Raw genomic sequence first — 18,351 nt, 5'->3', positions numbered from 1 at the left:
GTTTGCCGCAGATGGCGTTCCGTTAGTCACAGCAGTGTTACCGCCACTCATTGATTGAACGACTAAACTCATTCTTTTTCACCTCCTCTCAAGTGGATTATTTGCCGCCCATCAGCCGGTTAACAACCTTAGCGGTCTGTGCGCTATTTTTCTTAGTCATCTCCCCAAGAATAGAGGATCGGACACTGTCACTTACCGTATTAAGAATTGTGATCACTTTATCAGGGCTAATGGTATACATTGACCCCAGCAGCGAAGCAGCATCTGCAGCAGGCATTGTAGTAAAGGTCTGGCTTAGTTTCTCTTTATCCAGGTTGGCTGTTGTTTTGGCCGTCGTTGTTGCAGCCGCATCCTGCTTCAGTCTGGATTGAAGGGCTGCAATAGCCATATCGGTTGAATTCGTAGTTTCCTTTAGCTTCACGGATACATCCGCTGCTTTTTTGGGATCCATTTTTTCTAAAATCGCCGTTTTGCTCGCATTATTCATTACACTGAAGATTTGCACCATTTCATCCGTGGTTAAATTCTCCATGATTGGAGCAGCTTTGGAGGCTTTCATGCCTGCATACAGCTTCGCCAGCTCAGTCACCTGTTTCACATAGGGATCTTCTGATTCCCCTGTTTTTGCTTCCGCAGCTGCAGCTTCGTCTTTCATGCTGTCAATCTGTTTTTGCAGCGCTTCTGTCTTGGCAACTTGATCGGTCTTGTCTTCATTAGACTTCTTGAGCTGCTCCGCCTGAGCCGCTAACTGACTTTTCAATTCCTTAATCGTAGTTGCCGAGCTCGTTGCCTGTTCTTTCAATTGCTTCTGCGGATCTGTTTTTGCACCATCTTCAGTCGTTGGCTTAGGATCAGGAACCCACTTCTCCACAAAAGGAATCTTATTCGCAATCGAAAGCACATTTTGGCGGATATCCATATTGAACAGGGTCAATAGTACTCCAAGCAGCACAAGTGTAAAAATAATTGGTATCATTAAAAATAAAAACCGTTCAAATTTACTGGCTGACCCTTCGTTATCAAATTCCATTTCATTTTTAGCCACTAGCAGAAACCTCCTGGGTTAGAGGGATTTCATCGCGAAGCGGACGGTAGCCATCTCATCCAGTTCGTTTTGTTCCCGTAAAGTCATGTTCTGCTGAAAAGCGGTCTGTGCTTTGTCTTTGGCCTTCAGCCACACCTTTTCATCCAGAACCTTCGTGCTGAGGTGGTCCTGCTTATGCTGTACTTCAACATGCGCACGGCTGATATCTGAATGCTTCCGGGCTATGCAGTGATCCAGGTAATCCACATAATCCTGCATTTCTCGTAGCTTAGACAAGGGCGTTTTTTGTTCAGCGGCTTGCTGAAGTGACTGCATTAGCTCACGGCGTTGCTGAATTAAGTCTTCAAGACTTTTCTCCTGGGCCTGCAGTTCTCCGAGTGCGCTTGAGAGCAACCACTCTGCCTGTGTTTTTTCATTTGCTTTCAAGTCCACAACTTTTTGAAAAGTATAATGGAATCTCACTATCAATCAACTCCTTGAGAACTGAGAAATTAAAGACTCTTGGACTTCGGCTAGCGTGACCTTCTCATTCACCTTCTGCTTGGTGAAATTCCAAATGCTGTCGATATAGTGCATTGATTCGTCGATTTGGGCATTGGAGCCTCTCTGATAGGCACCGATGTTAATTAAATCCTCTGAATCTTTATACACAGCCATAAGCCGTTTTACATTCTCGGCTGCAGCAATCTGTTCCTCGGGAGCGATATCCTTCATCACTCGGCTGATGCTTGAGAGTACATCTATGGCTGGGAAGTGACCCTTATTGGCGATATTCCGGTTCAACACAATATGACCATCCAGAATCCCTCTAACTGCGTCTGCAATAGGCTCATTCATATCGTCACCGTCTACAAGAACTGTGTAGAATGCAGTGATCGATCCCGAAGGCCCTGTTCCGGCTCTTTCTAGCAGCTTCGGCAAACTTGCGAATACTGAAGGGGTATAGCCCCTCATCGCAGGAGGTTCACCAACTGCCAGCCCAACCTCCCGCTGTGCCATGGCATATCGTGTGACCGAATCCATCATCAGCATGACATTCAAGCCGCGGTCACGAAAATATTCAGCAATCGTTGTGGCAATAAGGGCACCCTTGATGCGGATAAGTGCGGGCTGGTCAGAAGTAGCGACAACAACGACTGAGCGCTGGAGACCTTCTGGTCCAAGATCGCGTTCAATGAAATCCAGCACCTCTCTGCCCCGTTCTCCGATCAAGGCAATCACGTTTACGTCAGCTGACGTATTGCGTGCAATCATACCCATTAGTGTGCTCTTGCCAACCCCTGATCCCGCAAAGATACCCACCCGCTGGCCTTTACCTATGGTAAGCAACCCGTCGATCGCTCTAACTCCGATACTGATGGGTTCATGAACCCGTGGGCGGTTTAATGGATTCGATGGAATGTTGAATGTTGAGCTGTGTGGCATTCGTGCCGGTATAAGTGAACCATCAAGCGGCTGTCCCAAACCGTCAAGCACCTTGCCAAGTAACTCAGAACCCACTTGTACACTAAGCGGTTTGCCAGTTCCAACCACATCACAGCCTGGTCCGATGGCTTGCAGCTCTCCGAGCGGCATCAGCAGCACCTTGTTATCGCGAAAGCCAACAACTTCAGCCTGTAGCGGCTTATTGCCTTTGGCCGGGTAGATGTAGCATACATCACCTATGCTGGCATCCGGCCCTTCCGACTCGACCATTAGTCCAATCACCTGGGTGACTTTCCCGTTGATTCTGACAGGGTCAAAATTCCGCAATTGCTCCTTATACCGTCCGCTGTCAAGCATCCTCTTCCCCATTTCTGTTCTCATCGGTATCCAGTGCTATTCGAATCAGTTCTTTTTTGATTTCGGCAAGCTGTGTATCAATTCGTGCATCAATACTGCCAAAAGATGAGCGGATTACACAACCATGATCCCTAACGGTTGAATCAGGGAGTATTTGCAGTTCCGCCTGCGAATCAACCGCCATAGCCAGTTCTTCCCTAGCTGCATTCACAAAGGAGAACTGCGCAGGTGACACACATAGGGAGATCAGCCCCTGCTCGCGCTTGCGGGCAAGATTCTTGCGGATCAGATCCATTGCAAATTGCGGCTCCACAGTCAGTTGCTTGTCCACAATTTTCTCAGCTATATCACAGCTGAGTTCTACCAAAAAGGGCTCAGCCTCTTGAATAATAACTTCTTTGGCGCGGTAGGCATCCTGAAGGACTTGTCTTGCTTCCTCCATGATTTCAGCCAGCTTAAGCGACATTTCCTGTTCAGCCTGCGCAAGCCCTTCCTGATAACCCTGCTGATAAGCCTCGGATTTGACAGCCTCTACAAGATGCTCATCCTGCTCCCTGCGCTGCCGCCACCATTCTTCAGCCTCTGTCCGAGCCGATTCCACAATATTCTCTGCTTCCTGCGCTGCGTTTCTGACCTGTCCTTCAGCAAACTCCTGTGCATCCTTCAGCATTTGCTTACGGGCCTGTTCCGCCGCTTCCTTGGCAGAGTCCTGAATATGCACCTCACCTGTCGCTTCATCAGAGGCAGTGGGCTCCTCATCCAGACCTGCATGCTGTCTGGCTTGTTCCAGCCGTTTCAGTACATCAACCGGAACATATTGTGAATGTTTGATCAGCCTAGACAATGATGTCATCTCCTCCACCACGGGCGATGATTATTTCACCTGATTCTTCGAGTCTGCGGATCGTGCCTACGATGCGGGTCTGAGCTTCCTCAACATCACGCAGCCGTACCGGACCCATATATTCCATTTCCTCGCGGAAGGTTTCGGCCATACGCTTGGACATGTTGCGGAAAATAACATCCCGTACTTCCTCGCTGGCCACCTTGAGAGCCAACTGCAAATCCGCATTTTCGATGTCGCGGATAATTCGCTGGATCGAACGATTGTCCACATTGACGATATCCTCGAACACGAACATCCGTTTTTTGATTTCTTCGGCAAGCTCTGGATCCTGAATCTCCAGTGAATCCAGAATCGTGCGCTCTGTACCGCGGTCAACACCATTCAGGATCTGGACGATCGATTCTATACCGCCGGCATTAGTGTAGTCCTGCGTTACTGTAGCAGACAGCTTTTGCTCCAGCACCCGCTCAATTTGTGTGACTACCTCAGGAGAGGTGCTGTCCATAATTGCAATTCTTCTGGCCACTTCAGCTTGCTTCTCCTGTGGAAGCGAAGACAGAATGGATGCCGCCTGTTCAAATTGCAGATAAGACAACACAAGCGCTATCGTCTGTACATTTTCATTCTGGATAAAGTTCAGGATTTGGTTCGGATCAGCCTTACGGGCAAAATCGAACGGCCGTACCTGAAGTGTTGCCGTCAGGCGGTTGATAACCTCCATCGCCTTAGTCGAGCCAAGCGCTTTCTCCAAAATCTCTTTGGCGTAATTGATACCGCCTTGCGATATATATTCCTGAGCGAGACAGATTTGATGAAACTCAGCCATAATGGACTCTTTTTCCGAACTGTCTACCTTGCGGACATTGGCGATTTCCAGAGTCAGCTGTTCGATCTCCTCGTCCCTCAGATGTTTAAATATTTGCGCCGATACCTCGGGCCCAAGTGTGATTAGCAGGATAGCCGCCTTTTGACGGCCGCTAAGCACCTGCTGAGCGGCTTTTGCCATTATTTCACCTCTGTTCGTCTGCTAGCCATGTACGCAGCAGATTTACGAATTCATCCGGTTTCTTCTTCGCCAGACTTTCCAGTTGCTTACGAACCTGGCTTTCGTTCGTCACGCTCTCCATATTAATCGATGGGAATTCGGTAGGAATCTGAAGCGGAATATCTTCTTCCACTTCTTCTTCTGCCTTCTTCTTACGGCTGCGGTAGATAAGGAACCCGCCTCCTGCACCAACCAGTAAAGCAGCGGCGGCAATAGCCCAAATCATCCATGTTGCAAGTCCGCCTGCAGCTGCATTAGCATCCGTACTTCCGAATTGTTGGGAATATACCGAAACTTTTTTAGCTAAGTCTGCGTCTGTATAAGTGACACCAGAATCAGCAAGAGATGCCCGAACGATATTCACCAAAATGTTCTGAATGGCTGCCGAAGTAGTAGCATCCAAAGTTGTTTGTCCTGCAGGTGGTTCAACCGCAACATTTATGGTTAAATCTTTAACAGAATATGGACTTGCAATAATATCCTTAGTGATATGGTTCACTTCAAAGTTTCTCGTCTCCGAAGACTCCTCAGAAGAAGAATTTCCTGAACCTGTATCCGCTGGATAACCCGCGACATCTTGAGAGCCTGTACCTGCAACCCCTCCGGTAGTGTTTCCTTTACCTGAATAGGAATTGCTGATAATCTGCGAGCTGATCTCAATCCCTTTCATATTCTCCGTATCTACCGGCGTTACCAGTTTCTCCTGTCTGTTCTCCTTATCAAAATTCAATTGGGAGAAGACTAGAACATCAACTTTATCCGGACCCGTGAGTGTACTCAGGAACTGCTTTACATTCTTTTTAACTTCCTCTTCAAATTTCTTTTTGAGAGTGAAATTTTCTTCAACCTGACTAGAAACTCCCGCTTGCCCGCCTTTGGCCGTTGGCATTAATTCAACTTCATTATTGGCAATCGTGATGTTGTCAATCGGCAGGTTTGGCACAGCAGTCTTCACAAGGTTGAAGTAACCATCGATATTTTCCTGGGATGGTCGAAATCCAGGGTCAAAACTAAGCACCACGGAAGCAGAAGCCTTCTCTTGATCCTCCTGTGAGGCAAAAACAGTTTCCTTGGGCAGATTGATCAGAACCTTGGCATCTTTAATGCCCTGCATTCTTCTCATTAGCTGCTCTACTTCACCATTCAAAGCATTGTTGTACTTCACATTAAATTCACTGTCCGTTGTACCAATCATAGACGATGATTCATCAAAAACCTTGTATCCGATTGAACCCCCCTGTACAATCCCCTGGGAACCAATGTCCACTTTGACCCGGGCGGCATCTGTACTAGGGACGGAGATGCTTTTACCGTCAGGACTCAGGCGATAAGAAACTCCAGCTGTGTCCAGGTAACTCATTACTCCGGCTGAATCGGTACTATCTAAATCTTGAAAAGCCACTTCGTATTCCGTCTTCGATAATTGCATCGATAAAACTACGATTATGATTATGATGATAAACAGTGTGGAAAAAAATAATATTTTCTGTTTACCGCTGAATCTGTTCCAATACTGGGTAATTTTTTCCCTGTACTGGGCAAATCTTTCATTCACAGTGTCACCCCATCCGAAACTAAGCTAGGATTATTTAGATTTGAGTTCTCATAATTTCCTGATAGGCTTCAATCACTTTGTTCCGGACTTGTGTAGTCAACTGCAAACTCAGCAATGCCTGTTGGGAAGAAATCATTGCTTCATCAACATTGACTTCACCCAGGACGAATTTGTTATTCATATCTTTTGCCTGCTGTTCTTGACCCGCTACCTGATCCAAAGCATTCTGCAAATAAGAACTAAAGCTCTGGCCTGAACCTTCAACGGTTGTTGACTCAGCAGCTGGGGTTTTCATAGCTAACGGCTTGATTGCCTGCGCCCCGATACTTAAATTTTGTATCAACTGTTTCCCTCCTGGTGTGTTTTATATTTTATTTTACCGCCCGATTTCGAGCGCTTTGCTTACCATGGATTTGGATGCATTCAGCATCGTGAGGTTAGCTTCATAGGATCGAGTCGTAGACAGCATATCCACCATTTCTTTGGTGATATCCACGTTTGGCATGTACACATACCCATCGGCATCCGCATCCGGATGACTCGGATTGTACACCGGCTTCAGTGGTGATGAATCTTCAATGATGGACTGTACCTTAACCCCTTGGCTTCCACCACTATTCATTTTCGAATGCAGGATATTGGAGAAGCTGTCATTCTGGGCTGTTTCAAGTACAACCATCTTTCGCCGGTAAGGAACGGCTTTTCCATCAACCACAGAGGCTCTTGTTGTCTCTGCATTTGCAATGTTAGAGGAAATCACATCCATTCTTAAGCGCTGGGCGGTTAATGCTGAAGCGCTGATCCCAAAGCTGCTACCAAAGTTCATTTCTCATTATCTCCCTTCAACCACTGTACGCATCATTGTAATCTGGCTGTTCAACTGCTCTACATATGCATTGTATCTGAGCTGATTCTCAGCGCTTAGCGCCTGCTCACGATCCATATCCACATTATTGTCGTTATTGTTCATTGATGTAGTTTCATCTGTACTGACTACTGCTGCTGGTACTATAGTACTTGTTCCGAATTGGAAGTGCCGGGAATCTGTCACCTTCGCATTAAGTGTTGACTGAAGTCCACTCTCCTGTTGCTGTAAAAAGCTCTCAAAATTGACATCAGAGCGTTTAAAATTAGGAGTGTCAACGTTGGCTACATTATTAGCCAGAACACTTTGTCGTTTGGTGGCGGCATCTAGGCCTCCCTGCAATCTTTGAAAACTGACACTGTTCAATAAACCCAATGGAAATCCCCCTTCCAAAACCTTTGTGATGAAAAGAATTCCACAAACGCCTTACGAATTCCTGCTTGATTCGACAAAAAAAGCTAAAATTCTTCCACACTTGCCGAATATAGGTCGAAAGTTGTCGATGGACAAAAATAATGTCAATCTCATATACATTGATTCTCTTAGAATTTGTATATTATTACAATAAGAAATAAGCCCTATCTTTTCTGAAAAGAGAGGGCTTATAGCATGTTTTTTCTATTTTTTTACTTTTCAATGCCATGATATGACTATTTTTAACATATAATTACATAAATACCCCCGATTAAGGGGGCATTTTGTATATAGCTAATTCCAAATACCTAAATTTGAATTGTCCCAAGTCTCAATGTACTACAGGATATATTGGCTTAAGTCGCGATCCTGTGCGATTCCTACCAATTTTTCACGAACGTACTCTGGAGTAATGACCATTGTATCCAAAGTAAGCTCAGGAGCTTCAAAAGATAGGTCTTCCAGCAGTTTCTCTAAAATAGTATGCAGTCTACGCGCACCTATATTCTCCATATTCTGGTTTACTGAGGCTGCAATCCTAGCGATCTCATAAATCGCTTCTTGCTGAAACTGAACTTCGATATTTTCCGTTCTCAGCAGATTGACATATTGTTTCGTTAGAGCGTTCTCCGGTTCAGTCAGAATAGAGACAAAATCCTCAAGTGTCAGACTGCTCAGTTCCACACGGATTGGAAACCGGCCCTGCAACTCAGGTATGAGGTCAGAAGGTTTGGCAACATGAAAAGCTCCAGCAGCCATAAACAATACATAGTCAGTCTTAACTGGACCATACTTGGTCATTACTGTAGAACCTTCAACGATAGGCAAGATATCACGCTGTACCCCTTCTCTGGATACATCAGGTCCCGAGCCTTTGCCTTGACTGGCTACTTTGTCGATCTCGTCGATAAATATAATCCCTGACTGTTCGGCGCGTGATACCGATTCCTGAATGACATCATCCATATCGATCAGCTTTGCGGCTTCATCCTGGATCAGGACTTTCCGTGCTTCTCTGATCGGAAGTTTGCGCTTCTTGGTCCGCTTAGGTAAAAGACTGCCGAACATTTCCTGCATGTTCATACCCATCTGATCATTACCTTGTCCAGCGAACATGTCAAGCATATTAGGTGCCGTATCCTCAACATCCACCTCGATGATGTCGTCCTCCAGCTGTCCTGCAAGCAATTTGAACTTGACTCCACGGCGGCGCTCACTAAGACTGCCATCCTCCGCTTCTTCTTTGGTATCATCGCTTCCGCTGTTGTTACCGCCAAAAATCATCTCAAACGGATTCCGTTGTGATTTATTCTTGGATCCCCCAGGCACCAGAATAGACACAATCCGGTCATTGGCCATTTCTTCAGCGCGGTCCTTTACTTTCTCGGTCCGCTCCAGTTTCACCATACGAATAGAGGTTTCCACCAAATCACGGACCATTGACTCTACGTCACGACCCACGTAACCAACCTCTGTAAACTTAGTGGCCTCCACTTTGATAAACGGGGCATTGACCAGCTTGGCCAGACGCCGTGCAATCTCAGTCTTGCCGACACCAGTAGGTCCGATCATCAGAATATTCTTCGGGACAACCTCATCCCGCAGGTCTTCAGACAGCAGCGAGCGGCGATAACGGTTGCGGAGCGCAACAGCCACTGATTTCTTAGCCTGCTTCTGGCCTACAATATACTTATCTAGTTCTGCTACGATTTGCCGGGGTGTAAGCGATTGATTCACCATTGTGACTTCCTCCCTTTTCTGTGGCACCGTGCCTACAGTTCTTCGACAATAATATTTGAATTGGTATACACACATATCTCGGATGCAATCGTCAGTGCTTCTTTGGCTATTTCTGCAGCGCTTAGATTGGAAGCATGCCGTTTCAAAGCACGTCCTGAAGCGAGCGCGAAATTACCTCCTGAACCGATGGCAAGCACATCATCATCCGGCTCAATAATTTCTCCATTTCCGGAAATCAGCAGCATACCTTCTTTATCCATCACAATCATCAGCGCTTCCAGCTTCCGCAAAATGCGGTCCTGGCGCCAATCCTTGGCCAGTTCTACTGCCGCACGCTGTAAGTTTCCATGATGCTCCTCCAGCTTACCCTCGAACTTCTCGAACAACGTAATCGCATCCGCCACGGATCCCGCAAAGCCGGCGATAACCTGCCCCCTATATAAACGACGTACCTTTCTGGCCGTTGTTTTCATAATAACACTCTCGCCAAATGTAACCTGGCCATCTCCGGCTATTGCCGCATGGCCATTATGTCTCACCGCACAAATTGTAGTTGCATGAAAGCTAGGTAACATAATTTAAGCAACCTCCTAAAAGTTTTGTGAGCGTTACTGCCAGGGATCATCTACGTACAAAACTTGCTTCGAAAGCATAACCCTAAGCTTTATGAGTTTTGCTGCATATCTTCTTTTATTGAGAAGTCTGATCCGCATTCTCCAGTTCATTGTGCGGAAGGCCCGTATGAGCGGCGTACGCGGCGAGACTATCCAGGGCACGATGAGCAAGAAACTCATTTTTTTCTTTTTTGCTGCGGATTCTTTGCGCAAGCTTGGGCAATAGACCAAAATTGGCATTCATCGGCTGAAAATGTTCCGGATCGGCAGACGTGATGTAAGCAGGCATACTGCCCAGCACGGTCTCCTGAGGGAAGATGAGGCCTTCATCCCCAAGCGCTGCCCTCGCTGCATTCACGCCAGCAATCAGCCCCGATGCAGCGGACTCTACGTAACCTTCAACCCCCGTCATTTGACCAGCAAAAAAAAGTCTTTCCCGGCCCTTCATTTGATAGGTAGGATGCAAGAGCTTCGGAGAATTAATAAATGTATTACGGTGCATTACTCCATAGCGGACATACTCGGCATTCTCCAGGCCCGGAATCAGTGAGAATACCCGTTTCTGCTCGCCCCACTTCAGATGTGTCTGGAAGCCAACCAGATTATAAAGCGTTCCGGCAGCGTTATCCTGACGTAACTGTACAACCGCGTAAGGAAGTTTACCTGTATGAGGATTCAAGAGCCCCACCGGTTTCATGGGTCCGAACAAGGCAGTCTGTTTGCCGCGCTTCATCATGATTTCAATCGGCATACAGCCTTCAAAATAAATCTCTTTCTCAAAATCTTTGATTGCTGCAGTCTCTGCAGAAATTAGCGCATCATAAAAACGGTCAAATTCCTCTTCCGTCATCGGACAGTTCAGATAAGCCGCCTCACCTTTATCATAACGGGAGGCCAGATATACCTTGCTCATGTCGATGGTATCCTTTTCCACGATCGGAGCGGCGGCATCATAGAAGTAAAAGTACTCTTCACCTAACAGGCCTTTGATCTCGGCGGATAATGCCGGAGAAGTCAACGGGCCGGTCGCAACCACAACGATCCCTTCCTCCGGTATATGCGTAAGTTCTTCATTTATGACTTCTACTAGGGGATGATTGTGCAGTTTGGCAGTAATTTCACCGGAGAATCCATCACGGTCAACAGCAAGTGCTCCGCCAGCAGGAACTGCGTGACGGTCGGCTGCACCCAGCACCAGTGAATCCAGACGCCGCATTTCTTCCTTAAGCACCCCAACCGCATTACCCAGTCCATTGGCACGCAACGAGTTGCTGCATACCAGTTCTGCAAATTGATCGGTATGATGCGCAGGAGTCTTCACAACAGGTCTCATCTCATATAATCTAACCGGAACCCCCCGGGAAGCTATCTGCCAGGCCGCTTCGCTCCCTGCGAGGCCGGCCCCTATTACTGTAACCTTAGCTAATTCTGTCAATTTCCTTTCCTCCTGTAGAGCATTTATTCTGCCAGTTCTTCGCCTTCAAGTACAGCCTCGGTATGATCGCAAGAAGTGCACTGGAGCTTTGTCCCCTGCTTATTACGCTTCTCAATCATCCAGGAGCCGCAGACAGGGCATGGTTTAATGGATGGTCTGTCCCACGATACAAAATCACAGCCAGGGTATTGATCGCAGCCATAGAAGACACGGCCTTTTTTACTACGGCGCTCTACGACTTTACCTTCATGACACTTCGGACAACTTACCCCAATATCCTTGACAATCGGCTTGGTGTTCCGGCAATCCGGGAATCCGGAGCAAGCCAGAAACTTACCGAACCGACCAAGCTTATATACCATCGGTTTGCCGCATTTCTCACACAGCTCATCCGACACTTCATCTTCAATTTCAATTTCCTTCATTTCTTCCTCAGCAAACACCAGCCGCTTCTCAAAGGAAGTGTAGAATTCAGATAATACTTTTACCCAATCCTCCGCGCCTTCTTCAACATGGTCAAGATCGCCTTCCATATGCGCCGTGAATTCTACATCCAGAATCTCAGGGAAAAACTGTTCCATCTGCTCGATGATTAATTCTCCAAGTTCTGTCGGCATGAACTTCTTCTCTTCAATCGCCACATAACCACGCTTTTGGATCGTTTCCAGTGTAGGGGCATAAGTACTTGGACGCCCTATTCCCAGCTCTTCCAACGTTTTGACCAGACGTGCCTCTGTGTATCGCGGAGGCGGCTGTGTGAAATGCTGCTTCGGCTCAATCTCATGTTTAACCAGGTCATCGCCCGCTTTGAGCGGAGGTAAATACTTTTCTTCATCCGTAGTTCCGTCATCATTGCCTTCGACATATACCTTCATAAAACCCGCAAAAGACACTTTGGAACCGACGGCCCGGAACACGGCAGCACCTGCGGTAATATCTACCGAGAGCGTATCCAGAACTGCAGAAGACATCTGACTGGAAACAAACCGCTCCCATATCAGCTTATACAGCCGGAATTGGTCACGGCTCATGTATTCTTTAACCATCTCAGGCTCACGAAGTGCGGAGGTAGGGCGGATAGCTTCATGTGCATCCTGTGATCCGGCGGCTTTTTTGGAATACTGACGAGGTGTCTCAGGGACGAATTTCTCACCGTATTTGGATAGGATCAATTCCTTGGCTTCATCCTGCGCGGTTACGGATAGACGAGTGGAGTCGGTACGCATATAAGTGATCAAACCGACCGTTCCTTCTTTGCCGAGCTCAACACCCTCATACAGCTGCTGAGCCACAGACATGGTTTTGGCTGCGCGGAAGCCCAGCTTTCGTGCTGCTTCCTGCTGCAGGGAGCTCGTTGTGAAAGGTGCGGAAGGATGCCGTTGTCTTTCTTTCTCTTTTACTTCACTTACCTTGAAGGCAGCATCTTTGATTGCTTTCAGGACTTCCTGAACATCGCTTTCCTGACCAAGTTCTTTCTTTTCACCATTCAGTTTGTGGAACTTGGCTTCGAAGAGTGAATCCCGAATGCCCAGCTTCGCGGTAATACTCCAATATTCCGTAGGTACAAATGCCGAAATTTCATTCTCGCGGTCCATAATGATTTTGACGGCAACAGATTGCACACGGCCGGCGGACAAACCCTTTTTGACTTTCTTCCATAATAGCGGGCTAATCTTGTAGCCGACCAGACGATCCAGAATACGCCGTGCCTGTTGAGCATTAACCAGATCCATATTAATCTTGCGCGGTGTCTTGAAGGCATCTTTTACAGCCTGCTTCGTAATCTCATTAAAAACGACCCGGCATTCCTGTGTGTTGTCCAGATCCAGCGCATGCGCCAGATGCCAGGCAATGGCTTCACCTTCGCGGTCCGGGTCAGCCGCCAGATAGACTTTTTTCACTTTTTTGCTGGCGTCCTTAAGTTCCTTTAAAATCGAACCCTTACCGCGGATCGTAATATACTTGGGATTGAAGTCATTTTCCACTTCTACACCAATCTGACTCTTCGGCAAATCCCTGATATGTCCCATAGAAGCCTTTACGATATATTTACTTCCTAAATATTTGCCAATTGTCTTCGCTTTTGCCGGCGATTCGACAATAACCAATGCTTCCGCCATAGGTTGTTCCTCCTAAAAGTGTTCCTTCTATATTAAATTACCTTATAAATTGCCCCTGGTAATTGTGATACCGCTTTTTTTATGATTAAAGATAACAGAACTGAATGCAAATGTCCAAAATCCCATCCCGTTCTGAGCAGCAGCTCATCCAGTGTAAAAGGGCCTTGATGCAGTATATGGTATAGGTGAGACTCCTCACTTGTCAATTTCTTTTCCCTGAGCCTGTCTTCCCCTACCGGCTGCAAAACGGCCTTTTCTGTATCTCCTATAGACTTTGAAGGCACGTGCGACAGGTATTCTTCAATAATATCAGAGGCTCCGGTTACGAGTTTTGCCCCTTGCTTAATTAAGTCTAGTGCTCCCCGGCTTTTGGGTGAAGTAATCGGTCCCGGTACGGCAAATACATCTCTCCCGGCTTCAAGGGCGGCGTCAGCGGTAATCAGTGAGCCACTCCGGGCATCCGCTTCGACAACCAGCGTTCCCAGTGTAAGTCCCGCAATAATTCGATTCCGCTGAGGGAAAAGTCCGGGATGGCTTTTGGTTCCCAGCGGATACTCACTGAGTACTAGGCCTTCACGCGAAATCTGCCGCTCCAGCTCCCTATTCTCCGGAGGATATATCCTGTCGAGTCCTGTAGCAACCACAGCAACGGTACCGCCTTTGCTCCCCAGCGCAGCTTCATGACAGACACTGTCAATGCCCCGGGCAAGTCCACTTACCACTGTGAAGCCTGCCGCACTTAGCTCTGAAGCCAGCATTTCACCAACCTTACGCCCATAGGCCGTTGGCACACGGGTTCCAACCATTGCGATTGAAGGACAGGAAGCGAGCTTCAGATTGCCTCTGTAATACAACACCCAAGGGGGCTGCGGCGTTTCTTTAAGTCGCTCCGGATAATCTTCATCCAACAGAGTAGCCGCCTCTACACCGCTTTCCTTCATTAAATTGCAGCGGGTACAAATCCATTCTTCATTAAAATCAGCAGCGAGCTTCTGAGCAATTTTCGCAGGGATCCCCGCTTTTACCCAATCCTCATAGCTACACAAAAATGCATTTTCCGTCAAAAGTCCCGCTTGGAGAATTCTGTCGATGGTTTTCCAGCCAACACCCTCTACTTCATTCAATCCGATCAACAGTCCGCGTCTTTCCATATGTACTTCTCTCCTTTAGATGAAGGCAAGCCTTCTAAATAAAATAAGCCATCCCACCTGAGGTAAGGTATAGCAGGAATTCTCCTTGTAAAAAAAGGCTGAACGCCAAAAAAGCAACCTTTTATCCCCATGAAAGAGAACAAAAGGTTGCTTACCTTATAAGCTGATTATACCTAATCTGGACGCAAATGTATTGTGAAATATCAGTGAGTCGTAAAAGCGTTCAGAATGCCGCGTTCTTCCAGAACGCTCACAAGGGTAGAGCCCATTTCGGCTGGAGTTGGCGCAACTTTAATACCGCAGGATTCCAGTACAGCAATCTTTTCGCTGGCCGTCCCCTTCCCACCAGAAATAATAGCTCCGGCGTGCCCCATCCGTTTACCCGGAGGCGCGGTTACACCTCCAATGAAGCCGACAACTGGCTTGGTCATATGCTCTTTGATCCACTCCGCCGCTTCCTCTTCCGCTGTACCACCGATCTCTCCGATCATAATAACAGCCTTGGTTCCAGGATCCTCATTAAACAGCTTCAAAATATCGATGAACTCCGAACCTTTTACAGGGTCACCACCAATACCGACTGCTGAAGACTGTCCGATTCCGCGCTCAGTCAACTGGTGTACCGCTTCATAGGTAAGCGTTCCACTGCGGGACACAACTCCCACGTAACCAGGCATATGAATATATCCCGGCATGATGCCTATTTTACACTCCCCTGGTGTAATGACACCCGGACAGTTAGGGCCGATCAGTACGGTAGGGCGTCCTTCCATATAGCGTGAAACTTTTACCATATCCAGCACTGGGATTCCTTCAGTAATACAGATGACCAGCTCAAGCCCGGCATCCACTGCCTCCATGATTGAGTCCGCAGCAAAAGCCGGCGGCACATAAATTACACTTGCCGTTGCACCCGTAGCTGTCTTGGCAGCTACAACCGTATCGAATACTGGCAGACTGACCTCACTGCCATTGTCCAAAGTAATATTGACAGTGGTCCCACCTTTGCCCGGGGTAACCCCGCCTACCATCTGGGTACCGTAATCCAGGGCTCCCTTGGTATGGAACAAGCCGGTCGAGCCTGTGATCCCTTGCGTGATGACCTTCGTATTTTTATCTACAAGAATGCTCATCTATAGTCACATCCCTACTTAGAATTGTCTTTACACAAGAGCTACAATCTTACGGGCTCCATCCGCCATGGAATCCGCAGCTACGATATTCAGCCCAGACCCGGCAAGAATCTGCTTGCCCAGTGCAACATTGGTGCCTTCAAGACGGACAACAAGCGGCTTGGTCAGTCCAAGCTGTCTTGCAGCTTCAACTACTCCGCTGGCGATAACATCACAACGCATGATTCCGCCGAAAATATTGACGAATATTCCATTTACTTTGTCATCGGACAAAATAATTTTGAATGCCTCAGTAACCTTTTCGGTGGTGGCACCGCCCCCTACATCCAGGAAGTTAGCCGGCTCACCGCCATAGTATTTGATAATATCCATCGTGGCCATGGCCAGTCCGGCACCGTTCACCATGCATCCAATGTTGCCGTCCAGGGCGATGTAGCTCAGATCGAATTTGGAAGCTTCAATCTCCTTCGCATCCTCTTCGTCCAGGTCACGCAGCTCCAGAATATCCTTATGCCGGAACAAGGCATTGGAATCGAAATTCAGCTTCGCATCAAGTGCCATAACGTTTCCATCCCCCGTAACCACGAGAGGATTAATCTCAGCAATGGAGCAATCCTTATCCACAAAAGCCAAATAGAGCGCTTGCATGAACTTGACAGCTTTATTAACCAGTTCTGTTGGGATCGCAATACTGTACGCTAATTTCCGGGCTTGAAACGTCTGCAATCCTACCGCCGGATCAATAATCTCCTTGAAAATCTTTTCAGGATGCGTAGCCGCAACCTCTTCAATCTCAGTTCCGCCTTCCTCCGATGCCATCATCACCACACGGCCGGAGCCACGGTCAACAACAAGTCCAATATAGTATTCTTTTACAATCTGACAGCCTTCCTCAATCAGCAGCCGTTTTACTACCTTACCTTCCGGCCCGGTCTGATGGGTAATCAGCGTCTTTCCGAGAATCTCTTCCGCATATGCACGAACCTCTTCGCTTGTTTTGGCGACCTTTACGCCTCCGGCTTTGCCGCGTCCGCCAGCATGAATCTGCGCTTTGACCACTACAACCGGGGTACTCAGCGACGCTGCGGCTTCTACCGCTTCCTCCACTGTATAAGCTACTTTTCCGTTCGGTACGGCCACGCCGTACTTCTTAAGTACTTCTTTTCCCTGATACTCGTGGATATTCATACCGGAAGCCTCCTAAAGTATTGCGGTGGCGAAGCAGGCAGCCTGCTGCCATTCCGCTTTCCGTTTTGATTGTCCAAAGCCGGGTCCAGACCGGTAAAATATAGTAATATCCCGGTACATACAGAATACCCGTGCCGGAATCATTTGAAATCGGCACAGGTTTCTGTCTATGACATCCGGGACGAAAATATCGTTTTGAACCGATTTCCGCCCAGCGCCATAATATGAAACCCAGAATATTGTAACATGTTTTAAAAACGCTTTCCTTAAAAACTTTCATGATTTATACATACATTTTCGCTCGATTTCATGCCGGAATGCGAACGATTGCATTGACTTTACATAAACAAGCTATTTTACGGCATTGGTATTGGCTTCGTGTACACGGGCAAGCAGGTCCTTGAATTGCCCCAGCAGACCCACAAATTCATCTGCCGATAACATCGTACCTTCCGCCATTTTTCCGGGGATGCATGCTGCTTCACCCCGTAGAGCCTTACCCTGTTCGGTTAAGGAGATCAGTACCTTCCGTTCATCCTGAAGTGATCGTTCGCGAAGAATCAGACCGGCAGCCTGCAACCTCTTCAGCAGCGGCGTTAATGTGCCTGAATCCAAAAAAAGCGCTTCTCCCAGCTCTTTAACTGTACACTGGTGTCGTTCCCACAGTACAAGCATTACAAGGTATTGGGAATACGTTAGTCCAATCTTGTCCAGATGTGGCTGGTATAGCTTTGTGAATTCACGTGAACAGGCATAAATGGTAAAACACAATTGATTCTCAAGCAGCAGCTCGGGGGTTGTAGTTGTCTCTTGCATATCTTCTTCACCTGCCTTTGTGACATTATTTTATCACAATTTCTAATTAATATCATGTTAATAGCAAAAAATATATTGACTATTATTTTTATTGTGTTAAATTAAATTGTGTACAATACATTAGCAAATGAACGGGAGAGATTAATAATGATGACTATCCAACAGAAAATGTACGAAACCACAGTAAAAGCAGTAGGCGGAAGAAATGGATATATAGAATCCGAAAGCCCAAAACTGAATCTCAACATCAGCACTCCACGTGAAATGGGCGGTGCCGGCGGCGAAGGCACCAATCCGGAGCAGCTGTTCGCAGCTGGCTATTCCGCTTGCTTCGACAGCGCACTGAACATGGTAGCCCGTATGGGAAAAGTAAAAATCGAAGGCAGTGAAGTCACGGCTACCGTCAGTTTCGGAAAAGTTGAGGATGGCGGGTTCGGTATCGCCGTTAAGATGGATGTCCTGGTTAAAGGCGTCGATAAAGAGACCGCAGCACAATTGGTAGAAGCTGCTCATGGAGCGTGCCCTTACTCCCGCGCAACCCGCGGTAACATTGCCGTCGAGTTGAATGTGCTGTAAGCACTAATTGCACATCTCGTTAACA

At 47.4% G+C, this 18,351-nt stretch carries 18 protein-coding genes; 1 reads left to right on the top strand and 17 read right to left on the bottom strand.

Translation table 11 applies throughout. The features are described 5' to 3' along the window. Positions 1–97 precede the first annotated feature (97 nt). The 17 genes from A3848_RS27035 to A3848_RS26955 all read right to left on the bottom strand — a co-directional run bounded on the left by A3848_RS27035 (position 98) and on the right by A3848_RS26955 (position 17,750). Positions 98–1,045: a MotE family protein gene (locus tag A3848_RS27035; protein ID WP_256702564.1), complete on the bottom strand. Its 948-nt coding sequence runs from the start codon at positions 1,043–1,045 to the stop codon at positions 98–100. A gap of 18 nt (positions 1,046–1,063) precedes the next feature. After that, positions 1,064–1,507, bottom strand: a complete 444-nt coding sequence (gene fliJ / locus A3848_RS27030; RefSeq protein ID WP_074088097.1) for a flagellar export protein FliJ — start codon at positions 1,505–1,507, stop codon at positions 1,064–1,066. A gap of 6 nt (positions 1,508–1,513) precedes the next feature. After that, positions 1,514–2,839, bottom strand: coding sequence for a flagellar protein export ATPase FliI (fliI, locus tag A3848_RS27025; RefSeq protein ID WP_074088096.1), 1,326 nt, complete (start codon positions 2,837–2,839; stop codon positions 1,514–1,516). Further along, entirely contained in the window at positions 2,820–3,671 is an 852-nt protein-coding gene (locus A3848_RS27020) for a FliH/SctL family protein (RefSeq protein WP_074088095.1), read from the bottom strand. The genes fliI and A3848_RS27020 overlap by 20 nt, the downstream gene beginning before the upstream one ends. Next, a complete protein-coding gene (fliG, locus tag A3848_RS27015) occupies positions 3,664–4,680 on the bottom strand; it encodes a flagellar motor switch protein FliG (protein ID WP_074088093.1) in 1,017 nt (338 codons plus the stop codon). The genes A3848_RS27020 and fliG overlap by 8 nt, the downstream gene beginning before the upstream one ends. Positions 4,681–4,684: 4 nt before the next feature. Then, complete coding sequence (gene fliF, locus A3848_RS27010) at positions 4,685–6,274, bottom strand: flagellar basal-body MS-ring/collar protein FliF (RefSeq protein ID WP_074088092.1); 1,590 nt, start codon at positions 6,272–6,274, stop codon at positions 4,685–4,687. Positions 6,275–6,308: 34 nt separating this feature from the next. After that, positions 6,309–6,617 carry a flagellar hook-basal body complex protein FliE gene (gene fliE, locus A3848_RS27005; protein WP_074088091.1) on the bottom strand — a complete coding sequence of 103 codons (309 nt, stop codon included), beginning with the start codon at positions 6,615–6,617 and terminating at the stop codon, positions 6,309–6,311. Between the two features lie 33 nt (positions 6,618–6,650). Further along, entirely contained in the window at positions 6,651–7,100 is a 450-nt protein-coding gene (gene flgC, locus A3848_RS27000; RefSeq protein ID WP_074088089.1) for a flagellar basal body rod protein FlgC, read from the bottom strand. 6 nt (positions 7,101–7,106) lie between these two features. Further along, positions 7,107–7,514 carry a flagellar basal body rod protein FlgB gene (gene flgB, locus A3848_RS26995; RefSeq protein WP_074088087.1) on the bottom strand — a complete coding sequence of 136 codons (408 nt, stop codon included), beginning with the start codon at positions 7,512–7,514 and terminating at the stop codon, positions 7,107–7,109. A gap of 378 nt (positions 7,515–7,892) precedes the next feature. Further along, positions 7,893–9,293 (bottom strand): ATP-dependent protease ATPase subunit HslU, encoded by a 1,401-nt coding sequence (gene hslU, locus A3848_RS26990; RefSeq protein ID WP_074088086.1) that lies wholly within the window; start codon positions 9,291–9,293, stop codon positions 7,893–7,895. 32 nt (positions 9,294–9,325) lie between these two features. After that, on the bottom strand, positions 9,326–9,868 hold the full coding sequence (hslV, locus tag A3848_RS26985) for an ATP-dependent protease subunit HslV (protein ID WP_074088084.1): 543 nt from the start codon (positions 9,866–9,868) through the stop codon (positions 9,326–9,328). Positions 9,869–9,983: 115 nt separating this feature from the next. Next, positions 9,984–11,342, bottom strand: coding sequence for an FADH(2)-oxidizing methylenetetrahydrofolate--tRNA-(uracil(54)-C(5))-methyltransferase TrmFO (gene trmFO / locus A3848_RS26980; protein ID WP_074088082.1), 1,359 nt, complete (start codon positions 11,340–11,342; stop codon positions 9,984–9,986). Positions 11,343–11,365: 23 nt separating this feature from the next. Further along, positions 11,366–13,462 carry a type I DNA topoisomerase gene (topA, locus tag A3848_RS26975; RefSeq protein WP_074088080.1) on the bottom strand — a complete coding sequence of 699 codons (2,097 nt, stop codon included), beginning with the start codon at positions 13,460–13,462 and terminating at the stop codon, positions 11,366–11,368. Positions 13,463–13,494: 32 nt separating this feature from the next. Next, positions 13,495–14,613, bottom strand: a complete 1,119-nt coding sequence (gene dprA / locus A3848_RS26970; protein ID WP_074088079.1) for a DNA-processing protein DprA — start codon at positions 14,611–14,613, stop codon at positions 13,495–13,497. Positions 14,614–14,816: 203 nt separating this feature from the next. Next, positions 14,817–15,746: a succinate--CoA ligase subunit alpha gene (sucD, locus tag A3848_RS26965; RefSeq protein ID WP_074088077.1), complete on the bottom strand. Its 930-nt coding sequence runs from the start codon at positions 15,744–15,746 to the stop codon at positions 14,817–14,819. Positions 15,747–15,776: 30 nt separating this feature from the next. Beyond that, positions 15,777–16,934, bottom strand: a complete 1,158-nt coding sequence (gene sucC, locus A3848_RS26960) for an ADP-forming succinate--CoA ligase subunit beta (protein ID WP_074088075.1) — start codon at positions 16,932–16,934, stop codon at positions 15,777–15,779. Between the two features lie 351 nt (positions 16,935–17,285). Then, complete coding sequence (locus A3848_RS26955; protein WP_074088073.1) at positions 17,286–17,750, bottom strand: MarR family winged helix-turn-helix transcriptional regulator; 465 nt, start codon at positions 17,748–17,750, stop codon at positions 17,286–17,288. A gap of 147 nt (positions 17,751–17,897) precedes the next feature. Here A3848_RS26955 and A3848_RS26950 point away from each other — a divergent pair, with 147 nt between their 5' ends. After that, complete coding sequence (locus A3848_RS26950; protein ID WP_074088071.1) at positions 17,898–18,326, top strand: organic hydroperoxide resistance protein; 429 nt, start codon at positions 17,898–17,900, stop codon at positions 18,324–18,326. Positions 18,327–18,351 lie beyond the last annotated feature (25 nt).

Source organism: Paenibacillus sp. P32E, from assembly GCF_001909085.1.
Lineage (GTDB): Bacteria > Bacillota > Bacilli > Paenibacillales > Paenibacillaceae > Paenibacillus_AQ > Paenibacillus_AQ helianthi.
The sequence above is the reverse complement of the archived record's forward strand: the minus strand, read 5'-3'. Positions and strand labels throughout refer to the sequence as shown.